We start from the raw sequence: 25,656 nt of genomic DNA, 5'->3' as shown, positions 1-25,656 counted from the left end.
TTGGTGGCATGAATCACACACCTTCCGCTGCAGTGCCGGAGCGGTTCACGCCGGAAGCGGCCCTTCCCCCGGCGCCGGCGCCCCGGTTCTCCAAACAGTCCACCCTGGCCGTGCTTGTCTGCTGGCTGTTGGTGGTCTTCGATGGCTATGACCTCATTGTTTACGGGACTGTCCAGTCCTCCCTGATCTCCGAGACCGGCTGGGGGCTGAGCAAGGCCACCGCCGGAACCATAGGATCCATGGCCTTCGTCGGCATGATGATTGGGGCGATCTTTGCCGGCCGGATGGCCGACTCCTGGGGCCGCCGCCGCACCATCCTGGGCTGCGCCGTCATTTTCTCGATCTTCACCATCCTTTGCGCCTTCGCTCCCAACGCCGCCGTCTTCGGCGCCCTGCGGCTCCTCGCCGGCATCGGGCTCGGCGGCCTGGTGCCCTCAGCGAACGCCCTCGTTGCCGAGCTGGTGCCCGCCAAATGGCGGTCCACCGTTGCCACCCTGATGATGTCCGGTGTCCCGATCGGCGGATCCATCGCCGCGCTCGTCGGCATTCAGATGATCCCTGCCTTCGGGTGGGGGTCAATGTTCCTGGTGGCCGTGCTTGCCTTGGTGGTCGTGGTGCCGCTCGGACTGAAATACCTTCCGGAGACGCTGGCGCCGCTCAGCGCCCCTACCCGCACCCCGGGCAGCGCCGCCCGCAAGGCCTCCGGCAGCGGCCGCACAGTCAAGGAACCGTCCGGCTTCAACTCCCTGCTCCGGGCCCCCTACCCGGGGATCAGCGTGCTGTTCGCCGTAGCGACGATTGCCACCCTCTTCGCCTGGTACGGGCTGGGCACCTGGCTGCCCAACCTCATGCAGCTGGCCGGCTACAACCTGGGCTCCGCCCTGACCTTCGCCCTGGCCCTCAACCTCGGGGCAGTGGCCGGCTCGGTCATCACGGCCTGGGCAGGCACGCGCTTCGGTCCGATTCCGACGGCGATCGCCGCCGCCTCGGTCGCGGCAGGCGCGCTGGTGGTCCTCGTGATCGGGCCGCCCGTCGGCGTCGTGTACTTCATGCTGGTCCTCGCCGGCGTGGGCACGCACGGCACGCAGTGCCTCATCATCGCCGCCGTCGCGAGCCACTATCCCGGACACCTGCGGGGGACCGCGCTGGGCTGGGCGCTTGGCACCGGCCGGATTGGCGCCGTTGCCGCACCCCAAATAGGTGGCCTCCTGCTGGCCGCCGGGCTGGGCGTCAATTCCAATTTCCTGGCCTTCGCCGGAGCAGCGGCTATCGCCGCGGTGCTGCTGACCGCCGTCGGCCTCAAACTCAAGTCGAAACTCTCAATTTCACCTTCACCAACAGGAGCAATCAATGTCTGAGCACGCCCCGTCCACCGATGTACCGTCCACGGATGTCCTCGTCATCGGAGGGGGAATGGCCGGACTGGCCGGAGCCCTCGCGCTGCGTGAAAACGGCGCCAACGTCACCCTCGTGGAGAGGGCGCCTGAGTTCGGCGAGGTGGGCGCGGGGCTGCAGATGGCCCCCAACGCCTCCCGCGTCCTCCGGCGCTGGGGCCTGCTGGAAAAGGCACTGGAAATCGGTGTCCAACCCAAGCACCTGGTCTTCCGCGACGCCGTCACCGGCGAGGAGCTCACCCGCCAGACGCTCGGCGGGGAATTTGCCGAACGCTACGGTGCGCCGTACGTCGTGATCCACCGCAGCGACCTGCACCGCGTCCTGCTCGAAGGCTGTGAGGCCGCGGGCGTCAAGCTTGTCAACGACGTCATGGTCGAGAGCGTTGAAACCGTAAACGGCCGCGGTGTGGCGCACACCGCAGCCGGCGTGGACTACGAGGCAGACGTCGTGATCGGCGCCGACGGACTCAAGTCCACCCTGCGCCCGCTCGTGGCCAAAGACGAGCCGGTCTCGTCAGCCTACGTCGCCTACCGCGGGACCGTGCCGATCACCGAAAATACGCCGAAGACGGACCTTGAGGACGTCATCGTCTACCTCGGACCGGACTGCCACCTGGTGCAGTATCCGCTGCGCAAGGGCGAGCTGCTGAACACTGTGGCCGTCTTCAAGTCCCCTTCCTTCGCGCGCGGCGAAGAACAGTACGGGGGAGTGGACGAGCTCGAGGCCGCGTACAAGGACTGCGTCCCAGCCGTCAAGGACGCGCTGAAAAATCTGGGCACCGGCATGCGCTGGCCCATGTACGACCGCGACCCGATCGAAAACTGGGTCGCCGGCAGGATGGTGCTGATGGGCGACGCCGCGCATCCGATGCTCCAGTACCTTGCCCAGGGCGCATGCCAGGCGCTCGAGGATGCAGCCGTGCTGCAGGACGCCAGTTACGGCACCGTGTTCACCCCGGACGGCGTAAACCCGGGCGGCTGGGACGATGCCATCCGGGAATTCAACAACGTCCGCGCCGGCCGGACGGCCCGGATCCAGCGCACCGCCCGCGTCTGGGGCGAATCCTGGCACGTCTCCGGACTGGCCCGGACGCTGCGCAACCTGCTCTTCAAGAGCCGGAAGGACAACAACTTCCAGTACAACGACTGGCTGTACGGCCAGGATGGCGACGGCGTGCCTTCCGCAGCCGTTCAGGCCACTTCGGTGGGGGAGAAGGTTCCGGCGTAGCGAACGTGTAGGGGCGGGGCCTTGCAGTGTGAAGGCATTGCCCCGCCCGGCGGGCGTTCCGTAGCGTTGGGTCCAGCGCCGGTAGCAGGCGTGGGAGGAATGCCGTGGGAAATACCGCCCCTAATAGGGACACCGCGCAGAACGGAGACTCAGGGAGCAGAGTTACCCTGTACCTCGACGTCGACGGCGTCGTCTGCCCCTTTGGCCCCGTGGGCACCACGCCCTGGGGCTCGGCCTGGCAGTATGCCTACGCCGGGATGCTGGAGGTGGCTTACGCGGCGGAGCTGGTGGCGGCCCTGAACCGGCTGACGCTGTGGCCCGGCCTCCGTTTCGTCTGGCTCACCAGCTGGGAGGAACTGGCGCCTGCGGTGCTCTGCCCGGTCACCGGACTGGAGGGAAGCTCCTGGCCGGTGCTGACCGCCAACGGGGCAGGAAGCGGTGCCGAATGGTGGAAGCTGGAAGCCATCCAGGCGGATGTGGGCAGGAACACGCCGGAGCGGATCATCTGGGTGGACGACCAGCTCGCCTTCGAGGGCAGGGCGCAGGCGTGGGCGCGGATCCTTGGCCGCCGCGCCTTGCTCGTCTCGCCGGATCCCCGGACCGGCCTGTCGCCGGGCGGACTGGCAAGGATCCGCGCGTTCGCCCGGCCCCCGGACCGGCAGGTGTGACAGGCACAGGGCATTGCAGGTTTGACCTCGTCTGCAGGACGCGTACCATCGATAAGGTTTCAAGCCCGCTCTGCAGCTCCGCTACCCCCACCCTCAGACGTTTTCTCAAACATCGGGTGAACTATGCTGTGCAGTGCAGGCAGGGGAAGTGGAACTGCTGAACGTAGACTCTGCAGATTGGGCAACAGGTGGACATCACCGTCATGGTGGCGCTGGTCATTGCGCTGGCATTATTTTTCGACTTCACGAACGGTTTCCATGACACCGCAAACGCGATGGCCACCCCCATTGCCACAGGTGCCATCAAGCCGAAGACTGCGGTTGCCCTCGCGGCGGCCCTGAACTTGGTCGGGGCGTTCCTGTCCACGGAAGTTGCCAAGACGGTCTCGGGCGGCATCATCCGCGAGGGGTCCGGCGGGGTCCAGATCACCCCGGACATCATTTTCGCCGGACTCATGGGCGCCATCTTGTGGAACATGATCACCTGGCTCAAGGGACTGCCCTCCAGTTCATCCCATGCGCTCTTCGGCGGCCTCATCGGAGCCGCGATCGTCGGCATCGGTTTCCACTCCGTCAACCTTGAGACGCTGCTTCAGAAGGTCATCCTGCCCGCCATCTTTGCCCCGGTCATCGCCGGGCTTGTGGCTTACGTTTGCACCCGCATCGCCTACGCGCTCACGTCCCGGCACGATCCGGAGACGGGCAGCAAGCTCACACAGAAGCGCGGCGGCTTCCGGACCGGCCAGATCTTCACCTCCAGCCTGGTGGCGCTGGCCCATGGCACCAACGACGCCCAGAAAACCATGGGCATCATCACCCTGGTGCTCATCTCGGCGGGAACGCAGCAGCCCGGTTCGGGCCCGCAGCTGTGGGTCATCACCGCATGCGCCCTCGCCATCGCCATCGGAACGTACGCCGGCGGCTGGCGCATCATCAGGACCATGGGCGCCGGCCTCACCGAGGTGAAGCCCGCCCAGGGCTTCGCGGCCGAGTCGAGCACCGCCTCCGCCATCCTCGCCTCCTCGCACCTGGGCTTTGCTTTGTCCACCACGCAGGTGGCTTCCGGTTCAGTGATCGGCTCCGGCATGGGGCGCAGGGGCACCACGGTGCGCTGGGGAATGGTGGGGCGCATCGCCCTCGGCTGGCTCTTCACGCTGCCCGCTGCGGGCATCGTCGGTGCATTGACCGCGCTGCTGGTCAAGACCGGGGTCGCCGGTGTGGTGATTGCGGCCGTGGCCGGCATCGGCGCGGTGGTGTACATGTTCCTGGTATCCCGCAAATCCCAGGTGGGCCACCACAACGCCGTCGAGGTCGAAGAGGCCGGTCAGGCAGTCCGCTTCGCGAAGAAGAAGGCCCTCGCCAGGGCACGCGCCGCCGAGCGCGCCAAGAACAACAACCCGAAGGGCCCGCAGCGATGAAGTGGCTGGAACTCCTCACCGTAGCCGGCGCCACACTGATCGCCGCCGTGACCGTCGTGGTCCTCTATTCCCTTGGCGTCCGGCTTACCGCCATCGCCGGTGACCGCCAGGTGGCCGCGCCGGCGTGGGTCAAGTACCTCTCCTACGCCTGCTTCGGGCTCTGCGGAATCGCCGTGCTGTTCGGGCTTTACCTGATCATTCCGTACTTCAGCGGCTAGCCTGACGCCCGTCGACGGGCGGTCCGGCTGCCGGCTGCTCGGGGGACGGACCACCGCCGGGAACCGGCATTCTCTGGGAAGAGGGAACCGGAATGGCTAGGCTGGGCGCATGCCCAGTGTCCAGTATTACGTTGCGTCCTCCCTCGACGGCTTCATCGCCACCGCCGACGACGATCTTGCCTGGCTGCTGCAGTTCGACGGCTTCGAAGGCGGCAAGGAAAGCTACGAAACCTTCATGGCCGGCGTCGGCTGCATTGTCATGGGCGGGACCACCTACGAGTGGCTGATGGAGCACGAACCCGGCAACTGGCCCTACCCCGGCACGCCCTCCTGGATCTTCACCCACCACGAGTTCAGCGCCCCGCCCGGGGCAGACGTCACGTTCGTGCGCGGCGATGTCACCGAATTCATCGACGACCTCCGGCGTGACGCGGCCGGCAAAAACATCTGGCTGGTGGGCGGCGGCGAGCTCGCCGCCCAGTTCGCCGGTGCCGGCCTTCTGGACGAACTGATCGTCTCGGTCATCCCCGTGGTGCTTGGCGCCGGAAAGCGGCTTCTTCCCCTCGCCGAGGGCCCGACGGCGCCACTTGAGTTGCAGGAGGCGCGTCCCCAGGGGCGGGGGATCGTGGAGCTCCGGTACAGCTGGCCTGCGCGCTAGTTTGGCGGCGCGCCGGTTTTTCTGCCTACGGTTTTTCTGTCTGTCGACCTGTGTCCCGGATGAGGTTGGTGATGCGCGCCGTGGACAGCCTGCGCCCCTGCTCGTCGGTCATCACGATTTCGTGAGTGGTCAGCGTGCGGCCAAGGTGGATGGCCGTACAGGTTCCGGTCACCGTGCCGGCGGAAACCGCGCGGTGGTGCGTGGCGCCGACCTCGATGCCCAGGGCCTGGCGGCCGGGACCGGCATGCATCCCGGCGGCAAACGACCCCAGGGTCTCGGCCAGCACCACGTGGGCCCCGCCGTGCAGGATGCCTGCCACCTGGGTGTTCCCCTCCACCGGCATCGTGGCCACGCACCGTTCGGGGCTCATCTCCAGGAACCGGATCCCCATCTTCACCACCAGGGCACCGATGCCGTAGTCGGCAAGCCAGTCGTGAAGGTGTTCCGGGACGCCGGCGGCAAAGAGCTCTTCCCTGAACTGTGCTTCCGCCGTGGCTTCCACGGCGGCCGGCGCTTCAACCGCGGCAGGCGTTTCGACGGCGGCACGTGCTTCCGCCGCCGGTCTGGCCTCTGTGGGGCTGGCCTCACCGGCGGGCCCGGGCGTGAAATTGTCCATCATGGCAACTAGGCTGGCACCTGTGAGTGAAACAACCAAACCGGCCCCAATTCCGTCCACAACCCAGACCCTTCAGGACATTCCGGTGTCCTCGCCTGGCGCCGCGTCGGTGTCGGCCACCGAGGCTCCCGTGGTTCCCATGACGGAGCAGCCCCGGCTTCTGGTGCTGGACGGGCACTCCATGGCCTTCCGGGCCTTCTTTGCCCTCCCGGCTGACAAGTTCTCAACCGCCCGGGGCCAGCACACCAACGCGATCCACGGCTTCACATCCATGCTCATCAACCTGATCAAGGAGCAGAAGCCGACCCACGTCGCGGTCGCTTTCGACGTCTCGGATGACACCACTCACCGCAAGGCCGAGTACAGCGAGTACAAGGGCGGCCGCAACGAGACGCCCCGGGAAATGAGCGGCCAGATCGACCTCATCGACCAGGTCATGGGCGCGTGGGGCATCAAGACCATCAAGATGCCCGGCTATGAGGCGGACGACATCCTGGCGACGCTCGCCGCCATGGGTGAAAAGGCCGGCTACGAGGTCCTGCTCGTGTCCGGCGACCGCGACGCCTTCCAGCTCATCACCGACAACGTGTTCGTGCTGTACCCGAAGAAGGGTGTCAGCGACATCCCGCGCATGGACGCCGCCGCGGTTGAGGAAAAGTACTTCGTCAGCCCCTCCCGCTATTCGGACCTCGCGGCCCTGGTGGGCGAGACCGCGGACAACCTGCCGGGCGTCCCCGGCGTCGGGCCCAAGACAGCAGCCAAGTGGATCAACCTCTACGGCGGCCTCGAAGGCGTGCTGGAACACCTCGATGCCATCGGCGGGAAGGTGGGGGACTCGCTGCGCGCCAACGTGGACGCAGTCAAGCGCAACCGCAAGCTGAACCAGCTCCACACCGACCTTGACCTCCCGGTGACGCTGGACGAACTGGCTGATCCACGGCCGGACCAGCAGGCGCTCGAGGAGCTCTTCGACGAGCTCGAATTCAAGACCATCCGCACCCGGCTCTTTGATCTTTATGCCAGCGAGGCCCCGGCACCGGAGCGCGAGCCCCTGGAGAGCAGGGACTTCGCCACGCTGACTGAGGCTGGCGCACTACGGGCCTTCCTCGAGGCCGGGGCAGGTCAGCGCTCTGCCCTCGCTGTGGACGTGCTGCCCGGCCGGATCGGCGAGGACGCGGACGCCGTCGCGATCGTGCGGGACGATGCCGCGGCCTACGTGGACCTCACCACGCTGGACGCCGAGGCGGAAAACGTGCTGGCCCAGTGGCTCCGGGACGCGGGATCCCCGAAGGTGATGCACGGCTACAAGGCGGCGCTGAAGGCACTGGCCAACCGAGGGTTCGGCCTGGAGGGCGTGGTGGATGACACGTCCATCTCCGGCTACCTCATCCAGCCCGACCGCCGCACCTATGAACTGGCCGAACTGGCCCAGTTCCACCTGAACATCCACATCACGCCCGAGGCCGCCAAAGCGGGGCAGCTCGAGTTGGCATTCGACGACGACGCCGCTGCGGCGTCCGGTGCGCTGGTCCAAGTGGCCGCCGTCGTGCATAAGCTGAGCCAGTACTTCGAATCGGAACTGAAGGACCGCAAGGCCGAAGACCTGCTGGCCACGCTGGAACTGCCGGTGGCCCGTGTCCTGGCGGACATGGAGACGGCCGGCATCGCCGTCTCCATGGAGCTGATGGACGAACAGTTGGCGGATCTGGCCAGGGTGATCGACGACGCCCAGGAACGGGCGTTCGCTGCGATCGGCCACGAGGTGAACCTCGGTTCGCCGAAGCAGCTGCAGACCGTCCTCTTCGAGGAGCTGCAACTGCCCAAGACCAAGAAGATCAAGTCCGGCTACACCACGGACGCTGCGTCGCTGAAGAACCTGCTGGAGAAGACCGGGCACGAATTCCTGGTCCAGCTCATGGCTCACCGCGAATCGGCGAAGCTGCGGCAGATGGTGGAGACGCTGAAGAAGTCGGTGGCGGAGGACGGGCGCATCCACACCACCTACGCCCAGAACGTGGCCGCCACCGGGCGCATCTCGTCCAACAACCCCAACCTGCAGAACATCCCGATCCGCAGTGAGGAAGGCCGCCGCGTGCGTGGCATCTTCGTGGTCAGCGACGGCTACGAGTGCCTGCTGTCCGCGGACTACTCGCAGATCGAAATGCGCATCATGGCGCACCTGTCCGGGGACGCCGGGCTGATCGAGGCCTACCGCGAGGGGGAGGACCTGCACCGCTTCGTCGGCTCGTCCATCTTCCACGTGCCGCCGGCCGAGGTGACCAGCGCGATGCGCTCCAAGGTCAAGGCCATGTCCTACGGCCTGGCCTACGGGCTGACCTCGTTCGGGCTGTCCAAGCAGCTTGAGATCTCGGTGGACGAGGCCAGGAACCTCATGAAGGACTACTTCGACCGGTTCGGTGCCGTGCGGGATTACCTCCGCGGAGTGGTGGACCAGGCCCGGGTGGACGGCTACACCGCCACGATCGAAGGCCGGCGGCGCTACCTGCCGGACCTCACCAGCACGGACCGTCAGCTGCGCGAGAACGCCGAGCGCATCGCCCTGAACTCGCCCATCCAGGGCTCCGCCGCGGACATCATCAAGCGCGCCATGCTGGGTGTGCATTCGGAACTGGCCGCGCAGGGACTGAAGTCACGCATGCTGCTGCAGGTCCATGACGAGCTGGTGCTGGAAGTGGCCGGGGGCGAACGTGAGGCAGTCGAAAAGCTCGTCACGGAGCAGATGGCTGCCGCCGCTGAACTCAGCGTTCCGCTGGAAGTCCAGATCGGCGTCGGCACCAGCTGGTACGACGCCGGCCACTAGCCAAGTACACGGCGCGCAGGGCACTCTACGCGGGTGCCCCGCGCGCCACTGATTCGGGTTTACATCATTCATCGGTTCAAGGGGGAGCGGGCACGTGGCGGACAAGTACGAGATCAGGCGGTTCAGGGCGGCGGACAAGGGTGCGCCCGACTATGCCCGGGGAACTGATTGGCTCCAGGCGGTGGCCTTCGGCTTCCACGACAGCCGCCGCAGCGACGAGTTCGTGGACAAGATCATGGCCATGTACCGGCGCGACGACCGCGAGCTGACCGGCGTCTACCAGACCGGCGACGTGGCACCGCATTCCCTGGCGGCGGACATTCCCGTGGCCACGTTCGGCACGCTCCGCAAGGACCTGAACGTCGGCTACGGCCGCCAGCTCCGGACACACATGGTCACGGCCGTGACAGTGCGCGGGACGCACCGGCGCCAGGGCCTCCTGCGCCGCATGATGACCGAAGACCTCACCGCGGCGAAGGCGGAGGGGCTGGCGATGGCCGCGCTGACCGCATCGGAGGGGTCGATCTACGGCCGGTTCGGTTACGGCGTCGCAACATCCGAGCGCAGCATCAAGGTGGACACCGGTCCCCGCTTCGGCCTCCGCCACGTGCCGTCGGGGACTGTGGAGATCGCCGACCGCAAGGTGCTCCTGGAGCTTGCCCCCGAAGTGTTCGAACGCGTCCACCGGGACACTCCCGGGTCGATCGTCCGGCAGGAGGCCTACCGGCAGAACGTCTCAGGGACAGTCGGACGTGACGGCAACGAAGACGAAGCCATCAAATGCGCTCTGCACTATGACGCGGACGGAACCGTGGACGGCTACGTGTCCTACAAGTTCGCCGGCTGGGACACCAAACCGTACACCGTGGAGGTGGTGGACCTCGTGGCCGCCACCGACGCCGCGTACCTTGAACTGTGGCAGTTCCTCGGCAGCATAGACCTCATCCAGCGGGTCAGCTGGTCGGACGCTCCGGTGGACGATCCGCTGGTCTGGGCCCTGTCGGACCCCCGCTGCGTCGAAGCATCCGATCACAGGGACATGCTGTGGCTCCGGATCCTGGACAGCGCCGGCGCGCTCAGCGCCAGGCGCTATCCGGTGGACGGCACGCTGGTCCTGGGCATCGAGGACCCGCTGGGCTTCGCCGGCGGCACCTTCATCCTTGACGCCAGGGGCGGCGAGGCCACCGTTTCCGCGGCGGCCATGGACACGCAGCCGGACCTGTCGATGGACGTGGCGGACCTTGCCTCCATTTACCTCGGCGCGGTCTGTCCTGTCACGCTGAAGGCTGCGGGCCGGATCCTGGAGCACACACCAGGTGCCGCACTCCAAGGGCAGCTAATGTTCGCCGTCGAACGCGCGCCGCATTGCCTGACGCATTTCTAGCGCTTTGACCCCGCTTGGCGCTTGCCACTAGAATGAACGGGCGTGGACTACGTGCACGCTTTTTCTTCAATCCACAAAATCAGGATGACCAGGCACTTCGCTGCGAAGTGCCCGCACCTGCGCCTGCGTTCCATAACGCAGGCGCGGCGGTTTGCCTGACCGACTAACTATCCACAACGGAGCCCCTACTACATGACCATCACCTCCACCGAGAAGCCCGGTACCCCCGTAGTCGCGATCAACGACATCGGTACCGCTGAGGACTTCCTCGCAGCTGTCGACGCGACCATCAAGTACTTCAACGACGGAGACCTCGTCGAAGGTACCGTCGTCAAGGTCGACCGCGACGAAGTTCTGCTCGACATCGGTTACAAGACCGAAGGTGTCATTCCCTCCCGCGAGCTTTCCATCAAGCACGACGTTGACCCCGGAGACGTCGTCTCCGTTGGCGATCAGGTCGAAGCCCTGGTGCTCACCAAGGAAGACAAAGAAGGCCGCCTGATCCTCTCCAAGAAGCGCGCTCAGTACGAGCGTGCCTGGGGCGACATCGAGAAGGTCAAGGAAGAAGACGGTGTTGTCACCGGTACCGTCATCGAGGTTGTCAAGGGTGGTCTTATCCTCGACATCGGCCTGCGCGGCTTCCTGCCCGCATCCCTCGTCGAGATGCGCCGCGTGCGCGACCTGGCTCCGTACATCGGTCAGCAGATCGAAGCCAAGATCATCGAGCTGGACAAGAACCGTAACAACGTTGTGCTGTCCCGCCGTGCATGGCTCGAGCAGACCCAGTCCGAGGTCCGCTCCACGTTCCTCAACAAGCTGGAAAAGGGCCAGGTCCGTCCCGGCGTCGTTTCCTCCATCGTCAACTTCGGTGCCTTCGTGGACCTGGGCGGCGTAGACGGCCTGGTTCACGTTTCCGAGCTGTCCTGGAAGCACATCGACCACCCGTCCGAGGTTGTCGAGGTTGGCCAGGAAGTCACCGTCGAGGTCCTCGAGGTCGATCTGGACCGCGAGCGTGTTTCCCTGTCGCTCAAGGCTACGCAGGAAGATCCGTGGCAGACCTTCGCCCGCACCCACGCCCTCGGCCAGGTTGTTCCGGGTAAGGTCACCAAGCTGGTTCCGTTCGGTGCGTTCGTTCGCGTCGAAGACGGCATCGAAGGCCTCGTTCACATCTCCGAGCTGGCTGTCCGTCACGTTGAACTGGCTGAGCAGGTTGTCTCCGTTGGCGACGAGCTGTTCGTCAAGGTCATCGACATCGACCTCGAGCGCCGCCGCATCTCCCTCTCCCTCAAGCAGGCGAACGAGGGCGTTGACGCCGACAGCACCGAGTTCGATCCCGCTCTGTACGGCATGGCCGCTGAGTACGACGAAGAGGGCAACTACAAGTACCCGGAGGGCTTCGACCCGGAGTCCAACGAGTGGCTTGAAGGCTACGAGAACCAGCGCGCCGCCTGGGAGCAGCAGTACGCTGACGCCCAGACCCGCTGGGAAGCACACAAGAAGCAGGTTGCCCAGCACGCTGCCGACGACGCTGCAGCTGCAACGTCCGGCGACAGCGATTCCGGCACCACCAGCTACTCCTCCGAGCCGGCTGCAGCCGAAACCGGTGCAGGCACGCTTGCTTCGGACGAGGCTCTTGCCGCCCTGCGCGAGAAGCTGACCGGCAACTAATTGCCCGGCACTAGCTAAATTGCCACTGAAAAGGTGGCCGTCCCCGAAAGGGGGCGGCCACCTTTTTGTTTATCGTTCTGCCTGTGGAATGTCAGGCGGTCTGGCCGGCGTGCTCGCCTTCGGCGATCTCCTCCAGCACCTTGTTGTTGAATGCGGGAAGGTCGTCCGGCTTCCTGCTGGTCACGAAGCCCTGGTCCACCACGACTTCCTGGTCGCTCCAGTTGGCGCCCGCGTTCCGCAGGTCCGTGGCCAGCGTGTGGTACGAGGTAAGGTTCCTGCCCTTGACGACGCCCGCGTCGATGAGCAGCCACGGGCCATGGCAGATCGCCGCCACGGGCTTGTGCTGTTCAAAGAAACTGCGGGCAAACGCCTGCGCGTCCTTGTCCACCCTGAGGTGGTCGGCGTTCACCACGCCGCCCGGAATCACCAGGGCATGGAAGTCCGAGGCGTTGGCGTCCTTCAGGGTCAGGTCGACGTCAAAGGTATCGCCCTTCTCGACGCCCTCAAAACCCTGGAGTTTTCCGCTCTTTGGAGCTACTAGGACGGGCTCGCCGCCGGCGTTCTTGACCGCGTCCCACGGGCTCGTCAGTTCAACCTGCTCCACGCCGTCCGTCAGCAGGAACGCGACCCTCTTGCCGGTGATGTCGTGCTCTGACATACGTCCTCCTTTTCCGAGTGATGCCTTACAGGTCCACCCTAGGAAAGCAGAAACTCATAAGCAAGCTGATTATTCGTTCGGCCTACTGTGAGTGGGGGACGTCAATCCACTCCGTGCCCTCGTGCTGGAGGGCCGCGCTTCCGGCGGTCAAGGCCGCCAGCCGGTCGGCGGCCGCCGCCAGATCATCGGCCGCATCGGGCAGGGCGAGCCGCAGCACCGCGGACTGGGCTTCATAACCGGTCTCCGCCATCGCGTAGCCCGCGCTGCGCAGGTCGTTCTCGAGCCGCCCGGCCGCGGCGTGCGGTACCCGCACGGCACAAATGCGCAGCCGCCGGCGCTGCACCATCGGAGCCAGTTCGAGCGCCGTCGAGACTGAATCGGAGTAGGCGCGGACCAGCCCGCCGGCTCCCAGCAGTATCCCGCCGAAATAGCGCACGACGACGGCGCTCACGTCGCTGAGGTCTGTCACCCCTGGGGCGGTTTCCCGCCGGAGAAGGGCCTCCAGCATGGGGATTCCGGCCGTGCCGGAGGGCTCACCGTCATCGCTGGAGCGCTGGATGTCACGGTCCGGCCCAAGCACGAAGGCCGAGCAGTGGTGCCGAGCGTCATGGAACTCGCGGCGGAGTTCGGACACCAGGGCGCGGGCGTCTTCTTCGGTCGCCGCGCGGCGCAGCACGGTGATGAACCGGGAGCGCTTGATCTCGATCTCGTGGCGGAATCCGTCCCCGGCAGCCAGGGTGGTGAAGGACGACGTCCTGCTTTGTGTCGTCTCTGCCTGTGTTGGAACTGCCTCTTCTGCCACCGGTTCAGTTTAGTCTTGGGGAGTGCTGAAGATTGGGTTGACGGGCGGCATCGCCTCGGGGAAGTCGCTGGTGGCAACACGTTTGGCGGAGCTGGGGGCTGTACTCGTCGACGCCGACGCGATCGCCCGGGAAGTCGTGGAACCGGGCACTCCGGGCCTCGCGGCCGTCGTGGACGCGTTCGGCCCGGAGATCCTCGACGGCGAGGGGCGGCTCGACCGGCCGCGCCTCGGTGCCATCGTGTTTCAGCAGCCGGAACGGCGTGAGGAGCTCAACGGCATCGTCCATCCGCTGGTCCGGGAACGCGCCGCGGCGGTGATAGCGGAGGCGCCGGGGGACGCCGTGGTGGTGCAGGACATCCCGCTCCTGGTGGAAACCGGACAGCAGAGGAGCTTCCACCTCGTTCTGGTGGTGGATGCGCCCGAGGATGTCCGGCTGCAGCGCATGACCGAGCACCGTGGAATGGCTGAAGCGGATGCGCGTTCACGGATGGCCGCCCAGGCGTCCCGGCAGGACCGGCTCGCCGCAGCGGACGTGGTCCTCACCAACTCGGGCACGCGCGAGGAGCTGCTGACGGCGGTGGACCATCTGTGGGACGGGCGCCTGCTGCCTTTCGCGCGGAACATCAGCCAGGCCACAGTGGCCGCCCGCAGCGGCGCGCCCGTCCTGGCCGCGTCGAACTCGGACTGGCCGCGCCAGGCTGCCGGCCTGGCCGAACGGCTGAAGGCCGCGGCGCCGGACGACATTCTGGCTGTGGACCACATCGGGTCGACGTCGGTTTCCGGCCTCGAGGCGAAGGACGTCATCGACCTGCAGCTCGTGGTCTCTGACCTCGCGGCGGCAGACCGGATTGCGCCCCTGCTGGGTGCCGCGGGGTTCCCGCTCTGGCCGGGCATCCTGATGGACAGCCCCCACGGGCGCAACGATCCCGCTGCCTGGTCCAAGCGCCTGCACGGCAATGCCGATCCCGGCCGCCCGGTAAATCTCCATGTCCGGGTGGCGGGTTCACCAGGCTGGCGCTTCGCCCTCTGTTTCCGCGACTGGCTGCGCGCCGACCCGGCCGCGCGGGAGAAGTATGCAGCGGAGAAGCACCGGGTGGCAGAACTGCACGCCTCCGACGCCGACACCTCCGGCTATGCCGACGACAAGGAAGCCTGGTTCCGGGACGTGGGGGCTCCCGGAATGGAGCGGTGGGCCGGAAGCAGCGGCTGGCAGCCGCCGTCGTACGTTTCCACCTCCGCCGACGGGGCCCAGGGGTGACAGGTACAGCCCAAAGCTGAATCCGGGGGTTCCTGTCAGTGGCCGGCGGTAGATTAGATGCATGAGTCTTGCGCAGGAGATCAACCGCGTCGTTGCCCCCTTCGAGGTCATTAGCGAGTTCCAGCCGGCCGGTGACCAGCCGGCGGCCATCGCCGAACTCACCGAACGCATCAAGAACGGTGAAAAGGACGTGGTCCTGCTGGGCGCCACGGGCACCGGCAAGAGCGCCACGACGGCGTGGCTGGTGGAGCAGGTGCAGCGGCCCACCCTGGTGATGGTCCAGAACAAGACCCTTGCTGCACAGCTGGCCAACGAGTTCCGCGAGCTGCTGCCCAACAACGCGGTGGAATACTTCGTCTCCTACTACGACTACTACCAGCCCGAGGCCTATGTGGCGCAGACGGACACCTTCATCGAGAAGGACTCCTCCATCAATGAGGAAGTGGAACGGCTTCGCCACTCAGCCACCAACGCCCTGCTGACCCGCCGCGACGTCATCGTGGTGGCCACGGTGTCCTGCATCTATGGCCTCGGCACACCCGAAGAGTACATCGCCGGCATGGTCACTCTCCGCAAGGGTGATGAGATGAACCGCGACGACCTCCTGCGGAAATTCGTGTCCATGCAATACGTGCGCAATGACATGGACTTCCACCGCGGTACCTTCCGGGTCCGCGGCGACACCGTGGAAATTATCCCGATGTACGAGGAACTGGCCATCCGGATCGAGTTTTTCGGCGACGAGATTGAGAACATCCACACGCTGCATCCGCTGACCGGTGAAGTGATCCGGGACGAGGAGGAAATGTACGTCTTCCCGGCCTCGCACTACGTCGCCGGACCCGAGCGCATGGCCAGGGCAATCAAGCGGATCGAAGACGAACTTGCCGACCGGCTGCAGGTCCTGGAAAGCCAGAACAAACTTGTCGAAGCCCAGCGGCTGCGGATGCGCACCACGTACGACCTCGAGATGATGCAGCAGATGGGCTTCTGTAACGGCATCGAGAACTACTCCGTACACATCGATGGCCGTGCCCCCGGTACGGCTCCGCACTGCCTCCTTGATTATTTCCCTGACGACTTCCTGCTGGTGATCGATGAATCCCACGTCACCGTCCCGCAGATCGGCGCCATGTACGAGGGCGACATGTCCCGCAAGCGGAACCTGGTGGACTTTGGGTTCCGCCTGCCCTCCGCCATGGACAACCGTCCACTCAAGTGGGACGAATTCCTCCAGCGCGTCGGCCAGACCGTCTATCTGTCCGCCACTCCCGGAAAGTATGAACTCGGCAAGGCTGACGGCTTTGTCCAGCAGATCATCCGGCCCACCGGCCTGATCGACCCTGAAGTGGTCGTCAAGCCGACCAAGGGTCAGATCGATGACCTGCTCGGTGAAATCAAGACGCGGACAGAGAAGAATGAACGTGTCCTGGTCACCACGCTCACCAAGCGGATGGCGGAGGACCTGACCGACTACCTGCTGGGCCACGGCGTGAAGGTGGAGTATCTGCATTCGGACGTGGACACCCTGCGGCGCGTGGAGCTGCTTCGCGAACTCCGGATGGGCACGTTCGACGTCCTGGTGGGCATCAACCTGCTCCGGGAAGGCCTGGACCTGCCCGAGGTCTCACTAGTGAGCATTCTGGACGCAGACAAGGAAGGCTTCCTGCGGTCGTCCACCTCGCTGATCCAGACCATCGGCCGTGCCGCCAGGAACGTCTCCGGGCAGGTGCACATGTACGCCGATCGCATCACGGATTCCATGGCGCACGCTATCGAGGAAACCAACCGCCGCCGCGCTATTCAGGTGGCGTACAACACGGAAAGAGGCATCGATCCGCAACCGCTGCGGAAGAAGATCGCCGACATCACCGACCAGTTGGCCAAGGAAGACGCCGATACCCAGGAGTTGCTCAACAACAACCGCCTCGCCAAGGGCGCCAAGCGCGGCAAGTCCGCCGCCAAGGGCGCGGCCACCGTCCGTGCCGACGGGCTGGCAGCGGCACCTGCAGAGGACCTGGTGGGCCTGATCGAGCAGCTGACCGAGCAGATGCACGGCGCGGCAGCCGAGCTGCAGTTCGAAGTGGCTGCCCGGATCCGCGACGAGGTTTCCGAACTCAAGAAGGAACTGCGCCAGATGCAGTCGGCCGGGCACGCCTAAGCTGACAGGGGTGCCCGGCCGGGCAGCCATGGAACACGACGTCACCGGGCTAAGACGTCACCGGGCCACGCCGTCAACTGGCGTGCCGGTGTCGTCTGGCGCGGCGTCATTTGGCGCGGCGGGCGCCGCCTCTAAGGTAAAGTGGAGGTCACGTAGGGGAGTATCCCAAGCGCTACGAACGTCAACACGCAGGGCACAGACGCCTTGCCGGGCGTAGCGGGCAGCCACATCAGCACCAAGTGCACAGGTTCGCCGGAGAGACTTACACCGGTTTTCTGTACCCTGCGAAAGGCATTTTTGTGGAACTTCCCGTCTGGTTTGAGGTCGGCTCGTTCGTCGTCCTCGGCATCATCCTGCTTATGGACCTGCTTCTGGTAGTGCGCCGTCCGCACGAACCCTCCATGAAGGAAGCCGGCCTTTGGGTGGCCTTCTATGTGGCATTGGCTCTCGTGTTCGCCGGTGCCATGTTCATGTTTACGGGACCCGAGTACGGCGGCCAGTTCGTGGCCGGCTGGGTGACTGAGTACAGCCTCAGCATCGACAACCTGTTTGTCTTCATCATCATCATGGCCCGCTTCTCCGTGCCGCGTAAGTACCAGCAGGAAGTGTTGATGGTGGGCATCATCATCGCGCTGATCCTGCGCGGCATCTTCATCATGCTCGGCGCCATCGTGATCGAGCAGTTCAGCTGGGTCTTCTACATCTTCGGCGCCTTCCTGCTGTGGACCGCCTGGAAGCAGGCGCAGGACGAGGGCGAGGACGAAGAGGACAAGGAGAACGCCCTCATCGGCAAGCTCCGCAAGGTCATCCCCATGTCGGAGAAGTTTGACGGCGGCAAGCTGCGCACCACGGTGGACGGCAAGAAGGTCTTCACCCCGATGCTGATCGTCTTCATCACCATCGGCATGACGGACCTGCTGTTCGCCGTCGACTCCATCCCGGCCATCTTCGGCCTCACGCAGAGCGCCTTCATCGTCTTCACGGCCAACATCTTCGCCCTGATGGGCCTGCGGCAGCTGTACTTCCTGCTCGGCGGACTGATGAACCGCCTCATCTACCTGAAGCATGCACTGTCCATCATCCTTGCGTTCATCGGCGTCAAGCTGATACTGCACGCCATGCACGTCAACGAACTCCCGTTCATCAACGGCGGACACCACATCGAATGGGCCCCCGAAATCCCGACGTACGTGTCGCTCGCGGTCATTATCGGCACCATCATCATCGCCGTCATCGCCAGCCTGGTGACCTCCGGCGCGCAGAAGGCCAAGCTGGACGCCCGCCTCGAGGAGGACGCCCGGAAGAGCCTGAGCGACGTCGACTAGGTTCCCCTGTTCCGTTCAGCAGAAAAGCAACCCCGGCCACGTGGTGGCCGGGGTTGCTTTGTCTCTTTTCAGATCTGTCTGGCGGGTTCGAAACGCGAACTGGCAGGTAATGCCCTCAAATCCACGTTTTGCGGGCATTACCTGCCAGTTCGCGCGGCGGGGGTTACGTGTTCGTTCGCGCCGGTCTCAGCGGGCGGAGCGGACCATGCCGAGCAGGCGTCCGAAGATGGCCTCGCCGTCGTCGGCGATGCCGTCGTGGTGGAACTCGCCGGTTTCCCAGGTCTTCAGTTTGCGGACGGCGGCGGCGGTCTCCAGGGAGAGCCCGTGGTCCACGTAAATATCGTCGCGGTAGACGGCGGCGGCCGCCGGCACGATGTTGGCGGCCAGCTGTGCCGTGTCGTAGAGCGGCTTCCAGTCAGCCTTGGCCGCCAGCAGTTCCGCCACGTCCTTGAGCGGACTCAGGGCGGGATCCTGCTCGAAGTACCACGGGTAGACCATCTCGCCGGTCAGGAGGATCTCGGCAGCGTCGGGGCTGAACTCGGGGAACTCTTCGAGGACCCGCCAGGCCGCCCAGCCAGTGGCGATGCCCTGGCCGTAGATGGATTCGTGCATCAGCGCGTAGAGGGGGTTGGCTGCGCGCGAGACCAGGGTACGGACCTGCTCCAGGAACGGGTCCGAGAGCCGGAGACCGCCGGGCGTCTGAATGAAGGCGTCCTCCAGCAGATTGTGCAGGTTGTCCACCCGGGTATTCCCGCCGAGGAAGGATCCCACCATCTGGAACCTTTCCACGGTGAGGGGAGAACCATCCGGGAGGTGTTCCGCCGTGCCGCGGAGGTGATTGGTGATCCGGTTTACGATTTCCCGGTCCTCGGGGTACCAGCCGAAGTACTCTGCGTTGCGGGCTGCCACCCGCTTAAAGGTCTCGCGGTAGACCCGGTCGGGGGAACCGGTCAGCGGGGCAAGCCCGCCGGTGATCAGCACCTCGCGCAGGCCGGTGGGCGCGAACGACAGGTAGGTGAGCGCGCAGAAGCCGCCATAGCTCTGCCCGTAGACGGTCCACGGCTCCGCGCCGAGAGCCTGGCGGATGAGCTCGGCGTCAGCAACGATGGAGTCGGCCCGGAAGTGCTCCAGGTACCCCGCCTGCGCGGCGGCATCCCCGCGCAGCGGCAGGGTGTTGCGGTCAATGGGGGAGGATAATCCGGTTCCCCGCTGGTCCAGCATCAGGATGCGGAAGTCCTTTGCCGCAGCCTTGCTCCAGCCGCCCAGCGACGCGAAGCGGTTGCCGCGACCGCCGGGGCCGCCCTGCAGGTACAGGAGCCAGGGCAGGTCCGCCGCCTCTGCCGCGCTGTGCTCGGCGGACACGTACTCGCGGGCGAAGACTGTGATGGTCTCTGCCGCGCCGTCCCCGTCCGGGCCCGAAAAATGGTCCAGCGGAAGCGTGAAGTAGTGCTCCGCCGTGCGCATGCCACGGAACTTGTGCCGGGCACGGACTGTATGGACGGGGTCCTTACGCACTGTGGTGTCCAGCGTTGCCTCAGCCATGGACACCGACCTCGCTGCGGCTGCCGAATTCGGCCAGCGCCGTTCCGGTCAGCCGGAACGTGGACCATTCCTCCATGGGGAACGCACCGAGCTTCCGGTAGAAGTTGATGGACGGTTCGTTCCAGTCCAGCACGCTCCATTCAACTCGTGCGTAGCCGCGTTCGACGGCGGTCGCCGCCAGATGCTGCAAGAGAGCCTTCCCGTGGCCCTCGCCGCGTGCCTCAGGGGTGACGTAGAGGTCCTCCAGGTAGATCCCGTGGACGCCCTCCCACGTTGAGTAGTTCAGGAACCAGAGTGCGAAGCCACGCACCTCGCCGTCCTCGTTCTCGGCCATGTTGGCGTACACGCGCGGGTTGCTGCCGAAGAGCACCTCGGCGAGCATCTCCGGGGTGTTGCGGACGGCCTCCGGCTCCTTTTCATAGACAGCCAGCTCGTGGATCAGCTGAAGGATTACGGGAACGTCGGCGGGGGTGGCAGGACGGATTACACTCATGGGTTCGAGCTTACTGCGTCCGGGCTTGCTGGATCAGGCCGCAGCACGCAGGACAGGATGCCACTGCGTATAGGCTGTTGATTCCAATGACCTATCAACAACGCAGCAACCCTACCGGAAGCGGCGGGGAAAGGCCGGGCGGACCGGATATCAGCCGGATCCTTCTGGCCGCCGTGAAGCTGTCCAGCGTCGACCTTCGCCAGGGCGATACTTTGGACGACGGCGAGCGTCAGCGGGCGGCGTCGTTCCGTTCCGAACTGCAGCGGGACAGGTTCCTGGCCGGACGCATAGCGCTGCGTCGCCACGCCGCCGCGGCGGCAGGGACCGGCGCCGGAGCGCTGCGGGCCGACTACATATGCCGGGAGTGCACACGGGACGACCACGTGCATGGAACCCCCCGGTACCAGTCCGGTCCGTCCGGCCTGACCGTCCTGGCGAGCCTGAGCCGGGCAGGGGACTGGTGCCTGCTGGCAGCTACAACCGACGAACAGGTGCTGGGAGTCGGCGTAGACCTTGAAGGCAGTACAGCGGCAGGCTTCGAGGGGTTCGGGCTGGTTGCCCTTTCGGAGCGCGAGCGGGAGCACCTTCAGAGGGTAGAGCCCGCACTCCGGCCGAGTGTCCAGACACTTCTGTGGACGCGCAAGGAGGCGGTCCTCAAGGCACTGGGGAGGGGGCTGGCGGCTGTCGACCCGAGTCTCGTGGACGTTGCGGGCCCCGTTCCGCTGCTGCCGGCCTTTCTGCAGGCGGCGCCGGCCGAGCCCCTGGTGACGGCCGAGCCCCTGGTGACGGCCGAGCCCCTGGTGACGGGGGTGCCCGTGGCCGGTGGCCAGGAAGACGGCCCTCATAGGTGGCTGGTCGACGCAGTTGAGCCAGATTCCGTGGGGCTGGCGGATTCCTTCACCGCGGCAGTGGCGGTGCTCATGAAGCTTCGTTCATAACCCGCACCCCCGGTTCCCGGCCTCACTCCGGGCGGGTCATCATCGCGAAGGCCGCCGTGGCGTAGCCCAGCGCGCCTGCCATTTCGTTGAGGAGCTCGGGGTTGATGTTCGCCAGGGTGTCGCAGCTCTTGTGATAGCAGGGGTCGAGATCGTCGTCCTCGACTCCTCCGAATTCCTCGACCTGGTCTGCAGTCTTCCCGTCAACGTCCCCACTGAACAGCCCGCCCGTGGGGATACCGGCCTTCAGGAAGGGCTGATAGTCCGAGCCGCCGTCGAATACGGTTGGCTCGGCCGCCAGCCCATTTTGGCCGAAGTAATCCATGAAGAGGCGTTCAATTTCGGCTGAACCGCTGGGTCCTGCGTCTCCGAAGGTGGAGCCGTCACCGTCGTGGACGAACCGTCCGCCGTTGGGCGAGGCGATCATGTCCAGATTGATATTCAACATGGTCTGGGCAATTTCGCCGTTGCCCAGGGAATCCACGTAGTGCTTGGAGCCCAGGAGATCAACCTCTTCGGCGCCCCAGAAGGCAAAACGGACCCTGTTTTTTGGCCGCACCCCGGCTTCGGCCATCCAGCGCGCTGTTTCAATCATGGCGGCCACGCCACTGCCGTTGTCGTTGATCCCGGGTCCGCGGCGCACGGAGTCAAGGTGTCCGCCTACCACGATGGTGTGTGCCGGATCGCCCGCAGTATCCGCGAGGATGTTGAAGGTCTCAACGTCCGCCTCGTCGTCCCGGTAGGTGAAGACCTGCCGGACCGGCTTGTACCCGGCGGCGCGCAGCTGCTCCTCAACGTACCGGGCGGAGGCCTCGTAGCCCGAGGTGCCCGAGGCACGGTTTCCGCCCGCGTCGTCCGCGACCTTCTGCAGGGCCTCGAGGTGCTTCATCAGATTCCTGCTGGCGAAAGCTGCATGTACCTGGCTGGCCCTGGCTTTCGGCGCGGGGGTGACCGTTCCCGGCGCCGGGGTGACGCTGTCCGGCACCGTGGGCACCGGCCGGGCCGACTGCGGCGATTCCTGCGCCGGCAAAGTAACAGCCGGCGGCGGCTCGGCCGGGGCCTTTCCGGATGGGGACGAACACGCCGCCAGCAGTACAGCGACCGCAGCGATGACGGCTCCTGTTGCGGTTTTTCGCGGTCTGCGCATCGAGCGGGACGCGTCCATATTTGAAAGCTAACGCCTGTTTTGGGAGTCAAGGAAGGCCTCTGGGAAGAGTCAGGTAGAGCTCCGCACAAAAGGCCATGTGTGCGAGTAAGCAGGTACTGGGAGTGATGATTATGCAGGTACTCCAAGTGGTTGCGCCGGGCCACGAAATCTGCCTACTGTCAAACAAGCAGGTTTGAAGGCTCTTCCCGGAGTACTCGCGGCAGGGAAGCCAGATATTCGCTGCTGGGGAAAATATCTGTGTGGCCGCAGTGTTCCACATATGCCGCTCCGTGCGGCTCTTCTTGAAAAGTGAGTTGGGTCGGGACGCCGAAGTCCGCCGCCGTTCACACACAAGCTGGCAGGAACACCACCCCATGATGGATATTTTTGAATCCCTGGAATCCGAAGTCCGTTGCTATTGCCGTACCTGGGACACCGTTTTTGAGCGCGCGGCCGGCAGTACGATCTACAGCGAGGACGGGCGCGAGTTTATCGATTTCTTTGCCGGCGCCGGAGCCCTGAACTACGGGCATAACCATCCGGTGCTCCTTCAACCTCTCGTCGACTACCTGCTTTCCGGAGCTGTAATCCACTCCCTTGACATGAAGACGGCCGCGAAGAGGCGTTTCCTGGAGACCCTTCACGAGGTGATCCTGAAGCCACGGGATCTCGACTACAAGGTCATGTTCTCCGGGCCAACCGGGACAAACTGTGTAGAGGCCGCCCTGAAGCTGGCCAGAAAGGTGACCGGGCGTCCCCATGTGCTTGGTTTCACCAATGCCTTCCATGGGATGACCCTTGGCTCGCTGGCTGTGACGGGCAACTCCATGAAGCGGCACGGTGCCGGCGTACCCCTGACCAACGCATCCAGCATCCCCTACGACGGATTCCTGGACGGCGGTGCCCCCGACTTTCAGTGGCTCCGCATGGCCCTGGACGACCGCGGCTCAGGACTGGAAAAGCCGGCAGCGATCATTGTTGAAACCGTTCAGGGCGAAGGCGGCCTCAGGGCAGCACGGGCCGCCTGGCTTCGGCAGCTTTCAGACATCTGCCATCAGTACGGGATCCTGCTCATCGTCGACGACGTGCAGGCCGGATGTGGGCGGACCGGGACCTTCTTCAGCTTCGAGGAGTCAGGCATCGTCCCGGACATCGTGTGCCTCTCGAAATCCATTTCCGGCTTCGGACTGCCCCTGGCCCTCACTTTGTTCAAGCGCGAACTGGACATCTGGAAGCCGGGGGAGCACAACGGAACCTTCCGCGGCCATAATCTGGCGTTTGTCACTGGCGCTGCAGCGTTGGAACACTTCTGGCAGGACAAAAACTTTGAGGCCCGGATAGCCGCCCGTACACAACAGCTGCATGCCGGGCTGACCCGGATCGCGGAGGCAACTGAGGGGGCTACCGTCCGTGGCCGGGGCCTGCTGGCGGGAATCCATTATTCCGATGCCAAGGCCGCGGGGAAGATTGCGTCCGAGTCATTCGCCCGCGGGCTCCTGGTAGAGACCTCGGGCCCGGAAGATGAAGTCCTCAAGACCATGCCGGCGCTGACCATCAGCGCCGGGGACATGGACCGTGGCCTGGCAATCCTCGCCGGAGCGGCCGAATCAGTCACCGGCCGCAGAACCGTCCTGAAAACTGTTGCCTGACTCCGCCGGTGTCTCCCGGCCGAAGCCACCAGATAGAGCCTGAACAGGAAAAACCGCCGTACAACGACGTAAAGAATGCGGGAAGTCCCATGATCATGCCATTCATACCTCCAACTGAGCGGGATCAGGGGCAGAGTCTGGCCACGGCCCCCCTCTGGACTGAGTGGACCCGCCCCCTGCAAGAAGATTCAGGTCCCACAGTTCCCAGAGGATCGCTGATAGTGCAAAAGTTTGGCGGGTCATCGGTAGCCGACGCCGCCGGCATTTGCCGTGCCGCCCGGAGAATAGCCAAGACGCGTGAGGCCGGGTACCAGGTGGTCGCCGTGGTGTCCGCCATGGGGGATACCACCGACCAGCTGTGTGACCTTGCGGCCGGTGTTTCCCGGAAACCGAATCCCGGGGCACTGGATGCCCTGCTCAGTATGGGGGAGGCGGTCTCGTCGTCCCTGTTGGCGATTGCCCTGGTGGACTGCGGCCAGGCGGCACGGACGTTCACAGGCAGCCAGGCCGGGCTAATAACGGACAGCGTCCACGGCAAAGCACGCATCACCGATGTCCGGCCCGGGCGGATCCGAACCTGCCTTGACCATGACACCGTGCCGATTGTGGCGGGCTTTCAAGGCAGGACTCAGAAAGGCCGGCGCGTGACGACGCTCGGACGGGGCGGGTCCGACCTGACAGCGGTGGCCCTCGCCGCTGCCCTCGGGGCAGGCATCTGCGAAATCTATACCGATGTTGACGGTGTCTATACCGCGGATCCCCGCATTGTGCCCACGGCGCGGAAGATCGCCGCCCTGTCGAGCGAGGAAATGCTTGAATTCGCTGCCTGCGGGAGCAAGGTCATGCACCTGCGCAGCGTTGAGTATGCCCGCCGGTTCGGTCTTCCCATCCATGTCCGGTCGTCGTTCACCGACGAAATGGGAACACTGATACTGCCCGGCCTAGACCGGAGCCCCTTCCAAAGGCCCGCGCCGGAGCAGGCAGTGATCACCGAGGTGTCAGGGTGCGAGGCACTCGCGGAAATCACCGTTAGCGGGCTTCCCGATGACGCCGGCACCATGTCGGCACTTTTCCGCAGCCTTTCCCGGCCCGGAATCAGCGTCCAGTCGATCGTCGAGAAAAGGCCGGGGACGGCCCGGCGGGCCGACGTCGCATTTTCACTCCCTGCCGCCCAGGCTGCAGCTGCGCTGTCCGTGCTGCGCACCCGGCAGGCGGATCTCGACTTTGAGGGTCTGCAGCACAACGGGCTCGCGGGCAAGGTGATGCTGTCCGGCCTCGGCATGAGGTCGTCTCCTGCGGTCTTCTCCACGTTTTATAGCGCACTGTCAAAGGCCCGGGTGGACCTGGACCTCATCGAAATCTCGGAGACCGGCCTCGGTGCACTGACCAGGGCAGATCAACTGGAGCGTGCAGTCCGGGCAGTCCGGTCAGCCTTCGGCCTCAGCACGGAAGGAGCGGCGAAAACATCAGGGGGCGCCCGGCTGGCAGCTGCCCGCGGTCCCCGCCCCGGCCTTGCCGGCCACCCCCACCCTTCACGGAGCGCCCCGGCCAAGCTGACACGGCGAACGTAGAGCCGCGCGCCGGCTGAGTATCAATTCCAATGAAGGAATCAG

Annotated in this window: 21 protein-coding genes; 15 read left to right on the top strand and 6 right to left on the bottom strand. The window is 65.4% G+C overall.

Annotated elements, in window-relative coordinates:
* Positions 1–8 precede the first annotated feature (8 nt).
* The 6 genes from AC57BR_RS07770 (at position 9) to AC57BR_RS07745 (ending at position 5,584) form a co-directional block, all read left to right on the top strand.
* A complete protein-coding gene (locus tag AC57BR_RS07770; protein ID WP_496359190.1) occupies positions 9–1,358 on the top strand; it encodes an MFS transporter in 1,350 nt (449 codons plus the stop codon).
* Entirely contained in the window at positions 1,351–2,622 is a 1,272-nt protein-coding gene (locus AC57BR_RS07765) for an FAD-dependent oxidoreductase (protein WP_496359189.1), read from the top strand. The genes AC57BR_RS07770 and AC57BR_RS07765 overlap by 8 nt, the downstream gene beginning before the upstream one ends.
* A gap of 104 nt (positions 2,623–2,726) precedes the next feature.
* Positions 2,727–3,290: an HAD domain-containing protein gene (locus tag AC57BR_RS07760; RefSeq protein WP_496359188.1), complete on the top strand. Its 564-nt coding sequence runs from the start codon at positions 2,727–2,729 to the stop codon at positions 3,288–3,290.
* A gap of 188 nt (positions 3,291–3,478) precedes the next feature.
* Entirely contained in the window at positions 3,479–4,708 is a 1,230-nt protein-coding gene (locus AC57BR_RS07755) for an inorganic phosphate transporter (RefSeq protein WP_496359187.1), read from the top strand.
* The gene (locus AC57BR_RS07750) at positions 4,705–4,926 is read left to right on the top strand and encodes a hypothetical protein (protein WP_496359186.1); all 222 of its coding nucleotides are present in this window, start codon (positions 4,705–4,707) and stop codon (positions 4,924–4,926) included. Before AC57BR_RS07755 ends, AC57BR_RS07750 begins: the two co-directional genes overlap by 4 nt.
* Before the next feature lie 109 nt (positions 4,927–5,035).
* A complete protein-coding gene (locus tag AC57BR_RS07745) occupies positions 5,036–5,584 on the top strand; it encodes a dihydrofolate reductase family protein (RefSeq protein ID WP_496359185.1) in 549 nt (182 codons plus the stop codon).
* A 25-nt stretch (positions 5,585–5,609) separates the two neighbouring features.
* Here the strand turns inward: AC57BR_RS07745 and AC57BR_RS07740 are convergent, their stop codons facing one another.
* Positions 5,610–6,203 (bottom strand): hotdog fold thioesterase, encoded by a 594-nt coding sequence (locus AC57BR_RS07740; protein ID WP_496359184.1) that lies wholly within the window; start codon positions 6,201–6,203, stop codon positions 5,610–5,612.
* Positions 6,204–6,381: 178 nt separating this feature from the next.
* Between AC57BR_RS07740 and polA the strand changes: the two genes are divergently transcribed.
* The 3 genes from polA (at position 6,382) to rpsA (ending at position 12,073) form a co-directional block, all read left to right on the top strand.
* Positions 6,382–9,021 carry a DNA polymerase I gene (gene polA, locus AC57BR_RS07735; RefSeq protein WP_496359614.1) on the top strand — a complete coding sequence of 880 codons (2,640 nt, stop codon included), beginning with the start codon at positions 6,382–6,384 and terminating at the stop codon, positions 9,019–9,021.
* Positions 9,022–9,115: 94 nt separating this feature from the next.
* Positions 9,116–10,405, top strand: coding sequence for a GNAT family N-acetyltransferase (locus AC57BR_RS07730; protein WP_496359183.1), 1,290 nt, complete (start codon positions 9,116–9,118; stop codon positions 10,403–10,405).
* Between the two features lie 192 nt (positions 10,406–10,597).
* Positions 10,598–12,073, top strand: a complete 1,476-nt coding sequence (rpsA, locus tag AC57BR_RS07725; protein WP_011691911.1) for a 30S ribosomal protein S1 — start codon at positions 10,598–10,600, stop codon at positions 12,071–12,073.
* A 91-nt stretch (positions 12,074–12,164) separates the two neighbouring features.
* On the opposite strand, the gene AC57BR_RS07720 is transcribed toward rpsA, so the two are convergent.
* Both AC57BR_RS07720 and AC57BR_RS07715 read right to left on the bottom strand, forming a co-directional pair.
* Positions 12,165–12,731 carry a type 1 glutamine amidotransferase domain-containing protein gene (locus AC57BR_RS07720; protein ID WP_496359182.1) on the bottom strand — a complete coding sequence of 189 codons (567 nt, stop codon included), beginning with the start codon at positions 12,729–12,731 and terminating at the stop codon, positions 12,165–12,167.
* A gap of 82 nt (positions 12,732–12,813) precedes the next feature.
* On the bottom strand, positions 12,814–13,467 hold the full coding sequence (locus AC57BR_RS07715) for a YigZ family protein (protein WP_496359612.1): 654 nt from the start codon (positions 13,465–13,467) through the stop codon (positions 12,814–12,816).
* A gap of 88 nt (positions 13,468–13,555) precedes the next feature.
* Between AC57BR_RS07715 and coaE the strand changes: the two genes are divergently transcribed.
* The 3 genes from coaE (at position 13,556) to AC57BR_RS07700 (ending at position 18,277) form a co-directional block, all read left to right on the top strand.
* Entirely contained in the window at positions 13,556–14,791 is a 1,236-nt protein-coding gene (gene coaE / locus AC57BR_RS07710) for a dephospho-CoA kinase (protein ID WP_496359181.1), read from the top strand.
* 61 nt (positions 14,792–14,852) lie between these two features.
* Complete coding sequence (uvrB, locus tag AC57BR_RS07705; RefSeq protein ID WP_496359180.1) at positions 14,853–16,952, top strand: excinuclease ABC subunit UvrB; 2,100 nt, start codon at positions 14,853–14,855, stop codon at positions 16,950–16,952.
* A gap of 299 nt (positions 16,953–17,251) precedes the next feature.
* The gene (locus AC57BR_RS07700) at positions 17,252–18,277 is read left to right on the top strand and encodes a TerC family protein (protein ID WP_496359179.1); all 1,026 of its coding nucleotides are present in this window, start codon (positions 17,252–17,254) and stop codon (positions 18,275–18,277) included.
* 186 nt (positions 18,278–18,463) lie between these two features.
* Here AC57BR_RS07700 and AC57BR_RS07695 read toward each other — a convergent pair whose 3' ends face one another.
* Together AC57BR_RS07695 and AC57BR_RS07690 are read right to left on the bottom strand one after the other, a co-directional pair.
* Complete coding sequence (locus AC57BR_RS07695) at positions 18,464–19,819, bottom strand: alpha/beta fold hydrolase (RefSeq protein WP_496359178.1); 1,356 nt, start codon at positions 19,817–19,819, stop codon at positions 18,464–18,466.
* Positions 19,812–20,312, bottom strand: a complete 501-nt coding sequence (locus AC57BR_RS07690) for a GNAT family N-acetyltransferase (RefSeq protein WP_496359177.1) — start codon at positions 20,310–20,312, stop codon at positions 19,812–19,814. Before AC57BR_RS07690 ends, AC57BR_RS07695 begins: the two co-directional genes overlap by 8 nt.
* Positions 20,313–20,398: 86 nt before the next feature.
* Between AC57BR_RS07690 and AC57BR_RS07685 the strand changes: the two genes are divergently transcribed.
* Positions 20,399–21,250 (top strand): 4'-phosphopantetheinyl transferase family protein, encoded by an 852-nt coding sequence (locus AC57BR_RS07685; protein WP_496359176.1) that lies wholly within the window; start codon positions 20,399–20,401, stop codon positions 21,248–21,250.
* A gap of 22 nt (positions 21,251–21,272) precedes the next feature.
* On the opposite strand, the gene AC57BR_RS07680 is transcribed toward AC57BR_RS07685, so the two are convergent.
* On the bottom strand, positions 21,273–22,412 hold the full coding sequence (locus AC57BR_RS07680) for a M20/M25/M40 family metallo-hydrolase (protein ID WP_496359175.1): 1,140 nt from the start codon (positions 22,410–22,412) through the stop codon (positions 21,273–21,275).
* A 359-nt stretch (positions 22,413–22,771) separates the two neighbouring features.
* Here AC57BR_RS07680 and ectB point away from each other — a divergent pair, with 359 nt between their 5' ends.
* Complete coding sequence (gene ectB / locus AC57BR_RS07675) at positions 22,772–24,043, top strand: diaminobutyrate--2-oxoglutarate transaminase (protein ID WP_496359610.1); 1,272 nt, start codon at positions 22,772–22,774, stop codon at positions 24,041–24,043.
* Positions 24,044–24,264: 221 nt separating this feature from the next.
* A complete protein-coding gene (locus tag AC57BR_RS07670; RefSeq protein WP_496359174.1) occupies positions 24,265–25,614 on the top strand; it encodes an aspartate kinase in 1,350 nt (449 codons plus the stop codon).
* Positions 25,615–25,656 lie beyond the last annotated feature (42 nt).

The sequence above is a fragment of the Arthrobacter sp. BGA-UO-ETr-C19 genome (genome assembly GCF_059568005.1).
This window is presented reverse-complemented; position numbering and strand designations above follow the sequence as displayed.